This window comes from Prosthecomicrobium pneumaticum (genome assembly GCF_014199915.1).
GTDB lineage: Bacteria > Pseudomonadota > Alphaproteobacteria > Rhizobiales > Kaistiaceae > Prosthecomicrobium > Prosthecomicrobium pneumaticum.
This window is the reverse complement of sequence record NZ_JACHOO010000002.1, coordinates 514,202-528,373: the sequence shown is the minus strand read 5'-3', so window position 1 is coordinate 528,373 and position 14,172 is coordinate 514,202. Positions and strand designations below refer to the sequence as shown.

Annotated in this window: 13 protein-coding genes; 5 read left to right on the top strand and 8 right to left on the bottom strand. The window is 69.8% G+C overall.

Features of this window, described 5'->3' with window-relative positions; translation table 11 throughout:
- Positions 1-6 precede the first annotated feature (6 nt).
- From GGQ63_RS06195 to GGQ63_RS06180, 4 genes are read left to right on the top strand one after another with little or no spacing between them, the layout of a single operon-like run.
- Complete coding sequence (locus tag GGQ63_RS06195; RefSeq protein ID WP_183853640.1) at positions 7-1,509, top strand: sugar ABC transporter ATP-binding protein; 1,503 nt, start codon at positions 7-9, stop codon at positions 1,507-1,509.
- Positions 1,506-2,519, top strand: a complete 1,014-nt coding sequence (locus tag GGQ63_RS06190; protein ID WP_183853638.1) for an ABC transporter permease — start codon at positions 1,506-1,508, stop codon at positions 2,517-2,519. The genes GGQ63_RS06195 and GGQ63_RS06190 overlap by 4 nt, the downstream gene beginning before the upstream one ends.
- A complete protein-coding gene (locus GGQ63_RS06185; protein WP_183853636.1) occupies positions 2,519-3,490 on the top strand; it encodes an ABC transporter permease in 972 nt (323 codons plus the stop codon). Before GGQ63_RS06190 ends, GGQ63_RS06185 begins: the two co-directional genes overlap by 1 nt.
- Positions 3,491-3,516: 26 nt before the next feature.
- The gene (locus tag GGQ63_RS06180; RefSeq protein ID WP_183853634.1) at positions 3,517-4,398 is read left to right on the top strand and encodes an SMP-30/gluconolactonase/LRE family protein; all 882 of its coding nucleotides are present in this window, start codon (positions 3,517-3,519) and stop codon (positions 4,396-4,398) included.
- Between the two features lie 418 nt (positions 4,399-4,816).
- On the opposite strand, the gene GGQ63_RS06175 is transcribed toward GGQ63_RS06180, so the two are convergent.
- From GGQ63_RS06175 to GGQ63_RS06145, 7 genes are all read right to left on the bottom strand, one after another.
- Complete coding sequence (locus tag GGQ63_RS06175; RefSeq protein ID WP_183853631.1) at positions 4,817-5,548, bottom strand: amino acid ABC transporter permease; 732 nt, start codon at positions 5,546-5,548, stop codon at positions 4,817-4,819.
- A gap of 4 nt (positions 5,549-5,552) precedes the next feature.
- Positions 5,553-6,221 carry an amino acid ABC transporter permease gene (locus tag GGQ63_RS06170; RefSeq protein WP_183853629.1) on the bottom strand — a complete coding sequence of 223 codons (669 nt, stop codon included), beginning with the start codon at positions 6,219-6,221 and terminating at the stop codon, positions 5,553-5,555.
- 69 nt (positions 6,222-6,290) lie between these two features.
- On the bottom strand, positions 6,291-7,094 hold the full coding sequence (locus GGQ63_RS06165) for a transporter substrate-binding domain-containing protein (protein WP_183853627.1): 804 nt from the start codon (positions 7,092-7,094) through the stop codon (positions 6,291-6,293).
- 69 nt (positions 7,095-7,163) lie between these two features.
- Positions 7,164-7,955 carry an SDR family NAD(P)-dependent oxidoreductase gene (locus GGQ63_RS06160; protein WP_183853624.1) on the bottom strand — a complete coding sequence of 264 codons (792 nt, stop codon included), beginning with the start codon at positions 7,953-7,955 and terminating at the stop codon, positions 7,164-7,166.
- A complete protein-coding gene (locus tag GGQ63_RS06155) occupies positions 7,952-9,493 on the bottom strand; it encodes a sugar ABC transporter ATP-binding protein (RefSeq protein ID WP_183853622.1) in 1,542 nt (513 codons plus the stop codon). Before GGQ63_RS06155 ends, GGQ63_RS06160 begins: the two co-directional genes overlap by 4 nt.
- A gap of 65 nt (positions 9,494-9,558) precedes the next feature.
- Positions 9,559-10,536 (bottom strand): sugar ABC transporter substrate-binding protein, encoded by a 978-nt coding sequence (locus GGQ63_RS06150; protein WP_183853620.1) that lies wholly within the window; start codon positions 10,534-10,536, stop codon positions 9,559-9,561.
- A gap of 67 nt (positions 10,537-10,603) precedes the next feature.
- Positions 10,604-11,662, bottom strand: coding sequence for an ABC transporter permease (locus GGQ63_RS06145; protein ID WP_183853618.1), 1,059 nt, complete (start codon positions 11,660-11,662; stop codon positions 10,604-10,606).
- A 269-nt stretch (positions 11,663-11,931) separates the two neighbouring features.
- Here GGQ63_RS06145 and GGQ63_RS06140 point away from each other — a divergent pair, with 269 nt between their 5' ends.
- Positions 11,932-12,984 (top strand): substrate-binding domain-containing protein, encoded by a 1,053-nt coding sequence (locus GGQ63_RS06140; RefSeq protein ID WP_343061090.1) that lies wholly within the window; start codon positions 11,932-11,934, stop codon positions 12,982-12,984.
- 15 nt (positions 12,985-12,999) lie between these two features.
- On the opposite strand, the gene GGQ63_RS06135 is transcribed toward GGQ63_RS06140, so the two are convergent.
- Positions 13,000-14,172 carry a mandelate racemase/muconate lactonizing enzyme family protein gene (locus GGQ63_RS06135; RefSeq protein ID WP_183853616.1) on the bottom strand — a complete coding sequence of 391 codons (1,173 nt, stop codon included), beginning with the start codon at positions 14,170-14,172 and terminating at the stop codon, positions 13,000-13,002.

Genomic DNA, 14,172 nt, shown 5'->3' with positions numbered 1-14,172 from the left:
TCTGACATGGCCTTCCTCGAGGCGACGTCCGTCGCCAAGCGGTATGGCGGCATCGTCGCGCTCGGCGGGGTGGATTTCGCCGCGGAGCGCGGCGAGGTCCACGCCCTGCTTGGCGAGAACGGCGCCGGCAAGAGTACCTTCATCCAGGTGCTCGCCGGCTCCGTCCGGCCCGATGCCGGTTCGATCCGGCTCGGCGGCGCCGAATACCGCCCAGCCGATCCGCGCGCCGCGCGTGCCGCCGGCGTCGCCGCGGTGTTTCAGGAGCTCTCCCTCGTCCCCGATCTCACGGTGGCGCAGAACGTCTGGTTCCGGCGCGAGCCCCTGTCGCGGCTCGCCACCGCAAGGCGGAGCGCGCTCATCGAGCGCACGGAAGCGCTCTTCGCGCGCTACCGATTCCCCGACATCGCGCCGGACCGCGAGGTCCGGCGCCTCTCGCTCGCCGACCGGCAGGTGGTCGAGATCGCCAAGGCCCTCGCCGGCGATCCCTCCGTCCTGATCCTCGACGAGGCGACCTCGGCGCTCGCCCCGCGCGAGACCGAATGGCTGCTCGATCTCGCCCGGTCCTTCGCCCGCTCCGGCCGGCTCGTCGTGTTCATCTCGCACCGGCTCGGTGAGGTGCGGGCGCTCGTCGACCGCGTCACCGTGTTCCGCAATGGCGAGACCGTCGGCGCCTATCCGATCGGCGCGGTCAGCGACGAGACGATGATCGCCGACATGCTCGGCCGCCGGCTCGACCGGCTCTATCCCGAACGCCACGCGACGGCGACCGCCCGGCTGGCGCTGAAGGTCCGCGGTCTCTCGGCCGGCGCGGCCCTCAAGAATGTCGATCTCGACCTCAGGGAGGGCGAGGTGCTCGGCGTCGCCGGCCTGCAGGGGCACGGCCAGCAGGCGCTGTTCCAGGCGCTGTTCGGCGCGCTCCGCGCCACCGGCGAGGTCGAGGTCTGGGGCAAGCCGGTCTCGATCCGCAATCCGCGCCGGGCGCTGTCGCCGGCGCTCGGCCTCGCCCTCGTGCCGGAGGACCGCCGCGGCCAGGGGCTCCTGCTCTCGAAGAGCGTGCGCGAGAACCTGACGCTCTCCGTCATCCCGCGCTTCTCCCGCTTCGGCCTTCTCTCCGCCCGGCGCGAGAAGGCGCTCGTCGACGAGATGATCGCCTTCCTGCAGATCAAGGCGAAGACCCCCGAACAGCCGGCCGGAACCCTTTCGGGCGGCAACCAGCAGAAGGTCATCTTCGGCAAGATGCTGCTCACGGAGGCGAAGATCCTGCTCCTCTTCGATCCGACGCGGGGCGTCGACGTCGGCACCAAGGGCGAGATCTTCCGCCTGATGCGCGATCTCGCCGCGAAGGGTTATGCCATCCTCTTCTATTCGAGCGACCTCTCCGAACCGGTCCATGTCGCCGACCGTGTGGCGGTGATGCGGAACGGCGCGGTCGCCGCCGTGCTCGCCGGCGAAGCGGTCACCGAGGAAGGGATCCTGCGCGCCGCCATGGTCGAGAGGGCCGCCGCATGACGCTCGCCGCCCGCAGCGAACCGGTCGCCGCCGATGTCCGGCCGCGGGCCGCCCGCGACTGGACCGCGCTCGTCGTCGACCGCGCGCCCTTCCTCGTCGCCTGCGCCATGCTCCTGATCCTGCTCGGGATCTATTCGACCCTGCAGCGGGACGTCTTCACCCTCGAGGAGTTGAACCTCGACACCACCGCCTCGCTCACGCTGCTCCTCGCCGCGACGGGCCAGACGATCGTGCTCGTGCGCGGCGGCATCGATCTGTCGATCGGCGGCATGATCAGCCTCGGCACGGTGATCGCCGGCACGCAGTTCGGCGAGGATCCCGCGAATGCCGCGCTGTGGGCGGTGATCATCCTCGCGATCGGCGTGGGCGCCGGGGTCGCGAACGGTCTCCTCATCTCCGTCCTCCGGCTGCAGCCCTTCCTCGTCACGCTCGCCACCTGGTCGATCCTCGGCGGCACGGCGCTCGTCATCCTGCCATCGGACGGCGGCAGCATCCCTTCGGGCTGGACCTGGTTCGGCAATACGGGCTTCGGCGGGCTCTCCACCTCGGTGTGGATCCTCGCCGCGCTGGTCCTCTTCTGGCTGTGGTTCCGCGCGACCCGGCTCGGCATCGCCATCCGCGCGACGGGCTCCAACGAGCGCTCGGCCTATCTCTCCGGCGTCTCGCTCACCGCCGTCAACTGCGCCACCTACGGCCTCTCCGGTCTCTTCTCGGCGCTCGCCGCCCTCTATCTCGTCACCCAGACCGGCACCGGCTCGCCCACGGTGGGCAATGGCTACATCCTCAACACCGTCGCGGCCGCGGTGATCGGCGGCGTCAGCCTGTTCGGCGGCCGCGGCGGGCTGGCGAGCACGATCGTCGGCGCCTTCATCCTGACGATCATCGGCAATCTCGTCTTCGTCCTGTCGATCTCGAGCTATTGGCAACCGATCGCCTCGGGCGTCATCCTGCTCGCCGCCGTGCTCGCCAGTTCGCTCGCCGAGAAATCCGCCCGGAGGGGAGGGATGTGATGGCGCCGCTTTCCCGTCACCGCGCGATCCTGCTCGCCTATGGCGCGATGATCGCGCTGCTCCTCGTGACGAGCATCTTCTCGCCCGGCTTCCTGTCGCCGGGGCATCTGCGCTCGATCGTCGTCCTCGCCGCCTTCATCGGCATCGTCGCGCTCGGCCAGACCTTCGTCATCATCGGCGGCGGCATCGATCTCTCCGTGCCCTGGGTGCTCAACAGCGCCGCCGTCTTGATGACGCTGTTCGCCGCCGGGCAGGACGCGCCGCTCCTGTGGATCGTGCCGCTGCTGCTCGCGGCCGGTGCGCTCGTCGGCGCCGTCAACGGCATCGGCATCGCGGTGTTCGGTGTGCCGCCGATCATCATGACGCTCGCCGTCAACGTCATCCTGCAGGGCGGCATCCTCGTCTATACCGGCGGCTCGCCGGCCGCCGCGGCGCCGCCGCTGATCCAGTATCTCGCGGTCGGGCGGATCGGCGTCGTGCCGGTGATCGGCGTCGTCTGGCTCGTCCTCGCCCTCCTCGCCTCGCTCGTTCTGTCGCGCACCGCCTTCGGCCGCCAGCTCTATGCAGTGGGTACGAGCGCGACCGTCGCCACCTTCTCCGGCCTGCCGACGCTGCGCACCGCGATCGCCGGCTATACGCTGTCCGGCTTCACCGCCGCGCTCGCCGGCATGCTGCTCACCGGCTATTCCGGCCAGGCCTATCTCGGCATGGGCGATCCCTATCTCTTCACCTCGATCGCCGCGGTGGCGATCGGCGGCGCCTCGATCCTCGGCGGCAGCGGCCATTACATCGGCACGATCGCCGGGGCCTTCGTGCTGACCATCCTCACCGGGCTCCTGCCCGCGCTCAACCTGTCGAACGGCGCGCTGCTCATCGTCTATGGCGCGGTGATCCTCGTCACCGTCTCGGTGTCGAGCGACGCCTTCGCCGATCTGTTCGCGTTCGTCCGCCGGCGTCGTGCCGCCGGCTAGCCGCAGAAGAGGAAACGGGGGAAGAGATGGTGGAGATCGCCTGCGTCGTCGATGCGAAGGCGCAGCTCGGCGAGGGCACCTATTGGGACCCTGCGGCCGGAAAGCTGTGGTGGATCGACATCTACGGTCCGACCATCCATCGCTACGATCCGAAGACCGGGGCGAATGAGAGCTTCTCCGCGCCGGAATATCTCGGCTGCCTCGCGGTGCGCGAGAAGGGCGGCCTCGTCGTCTCGATGGCGAGCGGCTTCTATTTCGCCGATCCGGAGGCCGGCCGCTACGAGAAGATCGTCGACCCCGAGGCCGACCTTCCCGACACCCGCTTCAACGACGGCAAGACGGACCGCCAGGGCCGGTTCTGGTCCGGCTCGATGTTCGAGGCGCCGGGCAAGAAGGCGGCCTTCATCGCCTCGCTCTATCGGCTCGACCCGGACCTCTCGGTGCACCGGATCGTCGAGGGGGTCGGCTGCTCGAACGGCCTCGCCTGGAGCCCCGACAGCCGGACGATGTATTACACCGACAGCCACACGCCGGTCGTCTGGGCCTTCGATTTCGACGCCGCGACGGGCGCGGCGGAAAACAGGCGGACCTATGTCGACCTCTCCTTCATGAACGGCATCGTCGACGGCTCGACGGTCGATGCGGAGGGCTGCTACTGGCTGACCGTGCCCTTCCAGGGCAAGGTGATGCGCTACGATCCGGACGGAAGGCTGATGCAGACGATCGGCATGCCGGTCGACCTGCCGACCTGCTGCGAGTTCGGCGGCGACGATCTCGACATCCTCTACGTCACCTCCGCCGTCTACAACCGCACGCCCGAGCAGCTCCGCGCCTGGCCGCAATCCGGCGGCCTCTTCGCCCTCGACGTCGGCGCCAAGGGCCTGCCGCTGGTGCCGTTCAAGGGCTGAGCCGCGCAACCGCCGGACATCCCTCACCCTCCGCGCCGCGGGAGAGGGGAAGAGGGCAGCGAACGCGGCGCCGGATCGTCGGCTGAAAAAAACGAGCACAACCGCCGGGCATCCCCTCTCCCGCGCCGCGGGAGAGGGTTGGGTGAGGGCCTTCCTCTCCACTGCGCGCGCCGGCTTCGGCCCCTTTCACCCTCACCCCCGGCCCTCTCCCGCGGAGCGGGAGAGGGGGGAAGGGCCGCTCCGGTTGCCGGCCGTCAAGGAGCGGATGAGCCGCCGGGCATCCCCTCTCCCGCCTGCGAAGTCGGCTGTTGCCGACTTCGCTTTCTCCGCGCTCGGCTCGGCGACGCCGAGTCCAGTGGGGAGAGGGTTGGGTGAGGGTCTTGTCTTCGCCGCCGAAGCAGGGTGAGGGTCCTTCTTCCTACAGCCGCGATGCGCCGGCGGCCGGGTGAGGCACCTCGTTGAGGCCGACCTCGAGCGGTGCCACGCCGCGCGGGATGCGGCTGCGGCTCGCCGTCAGCCGACGTTCGAGCCGTCCGGCGAGGAGCGACAGCGGCCAGCACAGCGCGAAATAGATCGCCGCGACGGTTCCGAAGACGAGCATCGGCTCGAAGGTGATGGTGTTGATGGTCGTCGCCGTGCGCGCCACCTCGTTGAGCCCGATCAGCGAGGCGACCGAGGTCGATTTGACGATCTGCACCATGAAGCCGACCGTCGGCGGCAGGGAGAGCGGCACGGCCTGCGGGATGACGACGAGCCGCAGCGTCTGCAGGAAGCGCAGGCCGAGCGCGGTCGATGCCTCCCACTGGCCCTTCGGGATCGATTCGATCGAGCCGCGGAAGATGTCGCCGAAGAAGGCTCCGGAATTGAGCACGAAGGTGAGCGCCGCGGCCGCCCATGGGTCGGGCCGCAGCCCGATGAAGGCCGAGCCGTAATAGGCCATGAAGAGCTGGATCAGCAGCGGCGTGCTCTGGAAGAACCGCACATAGGCGATCGAGATCGCCCGCAGCGTGCGGAAGCGGCTGACGCGGAGCCCCGCGACGACGAGGCCGACGATCCCGCCGCCGACGAAGGCGACGAGCGACAGGATGACGGTCCACTTGGTCGCGAGGATGAGGAACCAGACCTCGTTGAAGGTGAAGTCGCGCAGCATCGCCTCACACCTTCCAGCGGAACAGCCAGACACCGCCGAGCCGGAAGGCGACGATGAAGGCCTGCACGACGACGAAATAGATGACGGCGATGGTGATGTAGATCTCGAAGGAGCGGAACGACTGCATCACCATGTTGTTGGCGATCGCCGTCAATTCTTCCGCCGCGATCGCCGAGACGATCGACGTGCCGAGCAACTGAAGGATGAACTGCGCGGTCATCGCCGGATAGACGGCGCGCATCGCCGGCACGAGGACGATGTGGCGGATGATCCGGTAGGAGGAGAGGCCGAGCGATTTGCCGGCCTCGATCTGCCCCACCGGCACGGCGGCGATGCCGGCGCGGACGATCTCGGTCGCATAGGCGCCGAGATGGATCGAGAGGGTGAGGATCGCCGCTGCATCGCTCGACAGCCGGAGCCCGAGAAAGGGCAGGGTGAAGAAGACGAAATAGAGCTGGATGAGGAGCGGCGTGTTGCGGATCAACTCGACATAGGCGGCGAGCGCGAGCGAGAGGGGCCGCGGCCCGAAGCTGCGGCCGACCGCGCCGAGCACGCCGATCGCGAGGCCGAAGGCCATCGACAGCACCGAGAGCTCGAGCGTCCGCCAGAGACCCCAGGCGAGGTCCTCCCAGCGGGCGAAGACCGGTCCGAAATGAAAGACGTAATCCTGCATGGGCCGCCTCGCTGCGAACGGGGTCGCCCGCCGGTCGGGCCGGCGGGCGACCGGGTTGACGGGGACGGCTCAGAACACCGGCAGCGGCGGCAGCGGCGTCTTCCTGTATTTCATCGACAGTTCGTCGAGCGCGCCATTGTTCTTCTGGAAGTAGATGAAGGTGTTGAGCCATTGCAGCAGCTCGGGATTGCCCTTGCGGATCCCGACGCCGAAGAAGAAGCTGCGCAGCACGTATTTCATCTCGAAATCGTCGCCCTGCGCGCTCTTCTTCAGGTAGATGTCGCCATAGTCGCCGCCGCCCATCGCGTCGATCTGGCCGGACAGCATCGCCTGCAGGAGCGAGGCGTAATCGTCGAAGCGCAGGATCTCGATGCCCGGATTCTTCTCCGCCGCCGTGGTGAGCAGCCCGTCCTCGCCGGTGCCGCGGGTGACGCCGATCTTCTTGCCGACGAGATCCGCATGGCCCTTGATCGAGGCGCTCTTCGGCGCGATCACCACAGCCGACTGGCCGGCATAGGGGATCGAGAAGGCGATCTGCAGCGCCCGCTCCGGCGTGATCGAGAAGATCGAGACGACCATGTCGACGCGGTTGGTCAGGAGCGCCGGAATGCGGCCGGGCGAGGTGACCGTGACGAATTCGACGGGAACGCCGAGCGCCTTGCCGATCGAATTGGCGAAGTCGATGTCGAAGCCGGCCGGCTGCATCGTCTCGTCGACCATGCCGTAAGGCGGCGTCGTGGTGTCGATCGCGACCACGAGCTTGCCCTTGGCGATGATCTCGTCCGGCGTCTGGGCTGCCGCCGCCCCGGCGAAGGCGACGCCGACCAGTGCCGCGAACCCGGCCGCGAGGCCCTTCAACCACGTCCCTTTCATGCATTCCTCCCGCTTCGACGCATCCCTGAAGGGTGTTCCGCGGCCTGCGTCGAGCCGCCCCCTCTCGTTTCAGAAGAGCAGTGCGGTCATGCCTCCGTCGGCGACGAGGCCCGAGCCGGTGATGAAGGAGGCCGAGTCGGACAGGAGGAAGGCGATCACCGCGGCGAGTTCGGCCGGCTGCGCGATGCGCGGCACCGCGGTCGGCGAAAACGAGAGCCCGACCGATTCCGGCCAGCCGGCCGGTGCGTCGGCCGGGCGCGTCATCCGCGTGTCGACCGAGCCGACGATGAGGGCGTTGACCCGGATCCGGTCGGCCGCATAGTCGAGCGCCAGCTGGCGGGACAGGGCGAGCACGCCGCCCTTCGAGGCGGCGTAGGCCGGCACGAGCGGCACGGTGGCGAGGGCGTGCACGGAGGCGATGTTGACGATCGCCCCGCCGCCCGCCCTGCGGAGTTCCGGCAGCGCGGCACGGCAGACGCGGAACGTGCCCGACAGATTGATGTCGAGCGTCAGCGCCCACTCCGCTTCGTCGACCTCCTCGGCGCGCCGGCCCGTGCGGTAGACGCCGGCGGCGTTGACGACGGCGTCGAGCCGGCCGAACGCTTCGACCGCATCGGCGACCGCGGCGCGCACGGCCGCGTCGTCGCGGATGTCGACCGGGGAGAAGCGGATCGGTGCGCCGGACGCGGCGGCGCTGGCGGCGAGCGCCGCACCATCCTCCGCATCGCCGCCGATGCCGTAGACCGCCATGCCGGAAGCGGCGAGCCGCTCGGCGGTCGCCCGGCCGATGCCGGTCGCCGCGCCGGTGACGAGCGCGACCTTGCCGGAGAGCGAGTCGAAGCGGTCGGTCGCCCGGGTCATGCCGCGCGCTCCGCCTGCGCCGCCGCAATCGAACGCAGCACGCGCTCCTCGCTGCCCGCGCCGCGCTCGAAGGCGTCGACGAAGCGCCCGTCGGCCATGACGAGGCAGCGGTCGGCGAGGCCGATCACCTCCTCGAGCTCGGAGGAGACGACGATCAGCCCGACGCCCGTCTCGGCGAGATCGACGATCAGCCGGTAGATCTCCGAGCGCGTGCCGACATCGACGCCCTTGGTCGGCTCGTCGAGGAGCAGGATCTTCGGCTGGCGCATCAGCACCCGGCCGAGCAGCAGCTTCTGCTGGTTGCCACCCGACAGATGGGCGACGGCGGCGTTCGGCGAGGGCGCCTTGACCCGCAGGTCGCGCATGGTGCGCAGCGCCGCCGCCCGCTCGGCGCCGGGATTGAGGACGCCGCCGGACGAGAAGAGCATCAGATTGCCGATCGTGATGTTCTTCGCGACCGGCAGGTTGAAGAGGAGGCCGGAGCGCTTGCGGTCCTCGGTGAGCAGCGCGATCGCAGCGTCGCGCGCGTCTTTCGGCCGGCGGATCGTCACCGCGCGGCCCTCGACCCGGATGCGGCCGGAATAGGGGACCGAGCCGTAGATGGCGCCGAGCAGTTCGGAGCGGCCGGAGCCGAGCAGGCCGGCGATGCCGAGGATCTCGCCCGCCCTGAGCGTCAGGTCGATTCCCTCGAGGGCGCGCTGCTCATGGCCGCGGCCGGCGACGGAGAGCCCGTCGATCTCGAGCAGCACGGGCGATTGCGCCGGCGGCGTGTGCGCCGGGTAGAGCCGGCTCAGGCGCTGGCCGGACATCGCGGCGATCACCGTGCCGGCGTCGAACTCGCCACGCTTCAGTTCGGCGGCGACGCGTCCGTCGCGCAGGACGGTCGCCCGGTCGCAGAGCGCCATCACTTCGGGCAGACGGTGGGTGATGAAGATCATCGTCGTGCCCTGCGCCTTCAGGCGGCGCAGCAGGATGAACAGCCGGTCGACCTCGGCGCCCGACAGCGAGGCGGTCGGCTCGTCGAGCATCAGCACGGCGGGCTTCGCGGCGAGCGCGCGCGCGATCATCACGATGTGGCGCTGCGCCGGGGTGAGCGCGGCGACGAGGGTGGAGGGCGCGATGTCGAGCCCGAGCTCGCGGAAGAGCACGGACGCCTGCCGTTCGAGCACGCGCTGGCGCACCAGCCGGCCGCCGAGCCCGGTCTGGCCGGCGAAGACGTTTTCGGCGACCGAGAGCTGTTCGAGCACCTCGATCTCCTGCGGCACATAGCCGACGCCGCCGAGGCGCGCCTGCGCGGTCGACCCGAAGGAGACCGGCCGCCCGTCGAGCAGGATGCGCCCCTCGAAGGAGCCGGCGCGGTGGACGCCATTGAGAATCTTGACGAGGGTCGACTTGCCGGCGCCGTTCTGGCCGAGCAGGGCGTGGATTTCGCCGCGCCGCACGCGGAAATCGACGCCGGCGAGCGCGGTCGCGCCGCCGAAGCGCTTCACGATCGAGAGCGCCTCGACGACGAAGGGGGCATCGGTCTCTGCGGCCATCGCTCTTCCGTCGCGTCTGGGGGAGGGGCCGGCGTCGCGGACGACGCCGGCGGGACGGTGCGGCCTTACTGGCCGGCGCTGTCGAGGATCGCGTAATAGGGATCGAGATCGGCGGCGGTGATCACCTTCGCCGGCAGCGGGTTGAGGTAGGGGACCTCCTTGCCCTCGGCGAGCGCCGCGGCGAGCTCGGCGGTCTTCGCGCCTTCCTCGTAGAGCGGCTGCGCGACGAGGCCGTAGGCGCCGCCCGACTTGATGATGTCGAGGTTCTGCCGGATGTAGTCCATGCCGATGATCGCCACCGTGCGGTCGGCCTTGCGGGCGGCGCCCGACCAGGTCTGGATGCCGTTGCCGGTGGTCGAGAAGGCGCCGACGATGTCGGCATTGCCCTGCAGGATGCCGACCGCCTTCGCCTCGGCCGCCGACGGCTCGAAGCCCTCGAGCTGCGTGTCGAGGACAGTGATGCCGGGATACTTCTCCTTCATCGTGGCGCGGAAGGAGTCGGCCATCACGTTCTCGGTGTCGTTGTAGCTGCCCTGCGTCAGCGCGACGACGCCCTTGCCGCCGAGCTTGTCGCCCATGGCGATCGCGGCGTTGCGGCCGGCATCGGGAATGTCCTCGCCGGTCGCCGCCTTGAGGCCGGCGACGGTGCCTTCCTTCGGCAGGACGTGCCAGGTGACGATCGGGATGCCTTCGGAGCCGAGCTTGCCGATATAGGGGTAGAGTTCCGGGCCCGGACCATAGACGGCGACGGCGCCGAACTGGGTGCGGGCGAGCGCGGCTTCGGCGAGCGGGATCGAGGCGGCGACGTCGTAATTCGTCGCGCTCGCATTGCCGACCACCTCGCATTTGTAGCCGAGCGCCTCGCACTTCTTGAGGAAGCCGGCCTGCATCAGGCGGTGCACCGGATGGTCGCGCATCGGCTGCACCCAGAGCAGGCTCTTCTCCGCCGCGGAGGCGAGCCCCATGCCGCCGGCGAGCGTCATCGCCGCGACGACGCCGGCGAGGCCGGCTGTCTTGAGGTTGGCGAGTATCTTCAGGTTCATGTCGTTCGTTCCTCCCAAAACGGGCCGTGAGCCGGCCTTCGAAAAGCGGGCGCGATGCGCCCGTCCGTCACTCCGATCGCAGTGGCGAAGGGTCCGCGGGGGCGGCGTCCTCGCGCGCACCCCCGGCGATGAAGAAGCGCCGGCGCAGGATGTCGAGGCCGACGGCGAGCACCATGATGATGCCGACGGCGATCTGCTGCCAGTTGGCGTTGACGCCGATCACGACGAGGCCGCTCTGCACCACCTGCAGCAGCAGGATGCCGACGAGGCCCCCCGCCATCGTGCCGGCGCCGCCGAACAGGCTGACCCCGCCGACCACCACGCCGGCGATCACCGCGAGTTCCCAGCCGCTGCCGATCGAGGTCGTGCCGCTCGACAGGTCCGCCATCACGAACATGCCGGCCGTGGCGGCGAGCGCGCCGATCAGCATGAAGGCGCCGATCTTGTAGCGGTCGGTGTCGATGCCGACGAGCTTCGCCACCTCGGGATTGCCGCCGGTCGCATACATGTTGCGGCCGAGCACGGTGCGCCGGAGCATCAGGTCGGCGGCGATCGCGGCGACGATGAAGAAGACGAAGCTCCAGCCGAGGCCGAAAATCGGCCGCGCGAAGCCGACGGCGCTGACGGAGGGTGGCAGCGGATAGACCGGATAGCCGTTCGTCACCACCTGGATGAGGCCCTGGCCGATGAACAGCATGCCGAGCGTCTGGATGAAGGCCGGGATCTTCAGCCTTACGACGACGAGGCCGTTCATGAGCCCGATGCCGGCGCCGATCAGCACGCCGCCCAGCACGGCGACCGGAACGGGCAGGGCGAACACCGTCATCAGCTTGGCGCTCGACACTGCGCAGAGCCCGGCGACCGAGCCGACCGACAGATCGAACTCGCCGTTGACGAGCAGGATCGTCTGGCCGATCGCGATGATGCCGACGAAGGAGACCACCGTGAGGATGGCGCGGATGTTGCGCTCCGACAGGAAGGCCGGTTCGAGCGCATAGAAGAACAGCACGACCACGACGAGGGCGCCGATCACGCCGACCTCGCCGACGGCGAACAGCCGGATCAGGCGATCCCGTGCCGAAACCGGCGGCGCGCCGATCCGCCCGCTCGCTTCAAGCGTTCCCATGCTCCTCCCCACCTGTCTGCCGCCCGTCTGACGGGGCGATCGGTGCGCCGGCGGACCGGCGCCGGCCGGCGCGCTCTCCTCCCGCGCCGGCTTCAGAGATTATGCTATTATGAATCTATCCTCGCTGTCCATCGCCCCGTCGTGCCGCATCGGCGGTTCCGACGAGCCCGAGCGGAGCCCTTTCCCATCGGGACTGGGACCGTTACCATCGACGTGCCGACCTCGATTTCCGGCGCCGCCGCCGATAGTCTCCGGCGCGAGGAGAGACCGTGTCCGACGATTCCGATCCCCCATCCGATCCCGCGGCGGCGAACCGCGTCCGGTCCGGCCGGCTCGGCATGCGGGAGATCGCGCGGCGGGTCGGCGTCGCGCCGATGACCGTGTCGCGCGCCCTCAACGATCCCGACCGGGTGTCGCCCGAGACGCGGCGCAGGATCCTCGCGGCGATCGAGGAGGCCGGCTTCATCCCCAACCAGCTCGCGAGCTCCATGCGCGGCGCCGGCCGGATCATCGGCACCATGGTGCCGCCTCTGATCAATTCCGGCATTGCCGAGCAGGTGCAGGGCATGTCGGACGCCTCGATCGCGAACGGCTACCAGCTCCTGCTGATGCAGGGCGATTTCACGTCCGCAGCCGAGGAGCGCGCGATCCGCGGCATGCTCGGCTGGCGGCCCTCCGGCATGATCCTGCAGGCCTTCGTGCAATCGCCCGCGGCGCGCGAGCTCCTCGAGGCGAGCGGCCTGCCGGTGGTCGAGATCAGCGAGATCCGCGGCAAGATGCCGATCGACATGGCGGTCGGCGTCTCGAACTTCGAAACGGCCTACGCCATGACGGCGCATCTCGCGGCGCGCGGCTATCGCCGGATCGGCTTCGTCTCGACGCCGATCCACGGCAATGACCGGCTCCGCCAGCGCCGCATCGGCTATCGCCAGGCGATCGCCGATCTCGGCCATGCCTATCCGGTCGATCTGGAGGTCGAGGTGCCGATCACGCCGTCGGGCGGCGCCGAGGCGGTGCGGGCGCTGGTGGCGCGCGATGCCGCGCTCGACGTCGTCTTCTGCTCGAGCGACACGCTGGCGATCGGCGCGGTCCAGGAATGCCATCGCCAGGGCTGGCCAGTGCCCGGCCGGCTCGCGATCGCCGGCTATGGCGATCTCGATCTCGCCGGCCAGCTCTACCCGGCGCTCACCACGGTGCGCGTGCCGCGCTACGAGATGGGCCGGATCGCCGTGGAGCATCTGCTGCGCAAGCTCCGGGGCGAGAGCCGCGTGCCGACCATCGTCGGCCTCGGCTTCGAGATCATCGAGCGGGAGAGCGCCTGAGGCCCGCCGCACGACTCAGCCCGTATCGCCGCGGCTGCCGAGCCGGCGTTCCCAGCCCTCCTCGTGAATGTTGAGGAAGGCGCGCGGGTCATAGGCGTGGGCGCGCGCCGCCTCGACGTTCAGATCGATGCCGAGGCCCGGCGCGTCGGGCAGCGAGAGGTGGCCGTTCGCCGGGTCGACGGTCGGATGCCAGGTGACGAGATCGCGCGTCCAGGGGTCGTTGAAGGCGTCGAAATGCTCCTGGATCAGGAAGTTCGGCACCGCCGCCGCGAGTTGCAGGCAGACCGCGGTGGCGACCGGGCCGCCGCTCTGGTGCGGCGCGATATAGCTGCCATGGGCGAGCGCCAAATGCGCGACCGCCATGGTGTTGCCGATGCCGCCGAGCGACATCGGCTCGGGCTGGAAGATGTTGACGCCGCCGCGTTCCGCGAGGGTGTAGAACTGGCCCACCGTGTCGTACATCTCGCCGGTCGCGACCGGGATCGGGCTCGCCGCGGCGACGGCGTGGACGGTCTCCTGCCGGTCGCGCGTCGTCGGCTCCTCCCACCAGTAGAGGCCGATCGGCGCCAGCCGCTTCGCGGCGCGGATCGCCTCGATCTCGGTGAAGCGGGCGTGCACGTCGATCAGGATGCGGAAATCCGGCCCGGTCTCGGCGCGGATCGCGGCGAGGATCGCCTCGGCGAGATCGAGTTCCGCATCGGAGATGAAGCCTTGCGCCGTGCCGAAGGGGTCGAGCTTCGCCGCCTTGAAGCCCTTGTCGCGCACCGTGCGCACCGCCGCGGCGAAGGCCTCCGGCGTCCGCTCGGTGCGGTACCAGCCATTCGCGTAGCCGGGCACGCTGTCGCGCACGCGGCCGCCGAGGAGCTGATGCACCGGCACGCCGAGCGATTTGCCGAGAATGTCCCAGCAGGCGACCTCGACGGCGGCGATCGCGGTGCGGTGGATGTGGCCGCCGTCGAGCGAGACGCTGTCGAGCATGCGCTTCGCGAGCGCCGTGATGCGGCGCGGGTCCTCGCCGGTAACGAAGTGTTCGAGTTCCCGGATCGCCGCCTCGGTGGTCCGGATGAAGCCGTTGAGCGTGCCCTCGCCGATGCCGTAGAGCCCGTCGATATCGGTCAGAACCCGGATGAACAGCCAGTTCTTCCAGCCGGCGCCGACGGTGAAGGTCTCGATCCCGGTGATCCGCAT

Coding starts and splice junctions, on each gene's coding strand:
- GGQ63_RS06185 (WP_183853636.1), top strand. CDS start 2,519: ATGGCGCCGCTTTCCCGTCACCGCGCGATCCTGCTCGCCTATGGCGCG.
- GGQ63_RS06175 (WP_183853631.1), bottom strand. CDS start 5,548: ATGCTGCGCGACTTCACCTTCAACGAGGTCTGGTTCCTCATCCTCGCG.
- GGQ63_RS06165 (WP_183853627.1), bottom strand. CDS start 7,094: ATGAAAGGGACGTGGTTGAAGGGCCTCGCGGCCGGGTTCGCGGCACTG.
- GGQ63_RS06160 (WP_183853624.1), bottom strand. CDS start 7,955: ATGACCCGGGCGACCGACCGCTTCGACTCGCTCTCCGGCAAGGTCGCG.
- GGQ63_RS06195 (WP_183853640.1), top strand. CDS start 7: ATGGCCTTCCTCGAGGCGACGTCCGTCGCCAAGCGGTATGGCGGCATC.
- GGQ63_RS06135 (WP_183853616.1), bottom strand. CDS start 14,172: ATGCGGATCACCGGGATCGAGACCTTCACCGTCGGCGCCGGCTGGAAG.
- GGQ63_RS06150 (WP_183853620.1), bottom strand. CDS start 10,536: ATGAACCTGAAGATACTCGCCAACCTCAAGACAGCCGGCCTCGCCGGC.
- GGQ63_RS06170 (WP_183853629.1), bottom strand. CDS start 6,221: ATGCAGGATTACGTCTTTCATTTCGGACCGGTCTTCGCCCGCTGGGAG.
- GGQ63_RS06155 (WP_183853622.1), bottom strand. CDS start 9,493: ATGGCCGCAGAGACCGATGCCCCCTTCGTCGTCGAGGCGCTCTCGATC.
- GGQ63_RS06190 (WP_183853638.1), top strand. CDS start 1,506: ATGACGCTCGCCGCCCGCAGCGAACCGGTCGCCGCCGATGTCCGGCCG.
- GGQ63_RS06145 (WP_183853618.1), bottom strand. CDS start 11,662: ATGGGAACGCTTGAAGCGAGCGGGCGGATCGGCGCGCCGCCGGTTTCG.
- GGQ63_RS06180 (WP_183853634.1), top strand. CDS start 3,517: ATGGTGGAGATCGCCTGCGTCGTCGATGCGAAGGCGCAGCTCGGCGAG.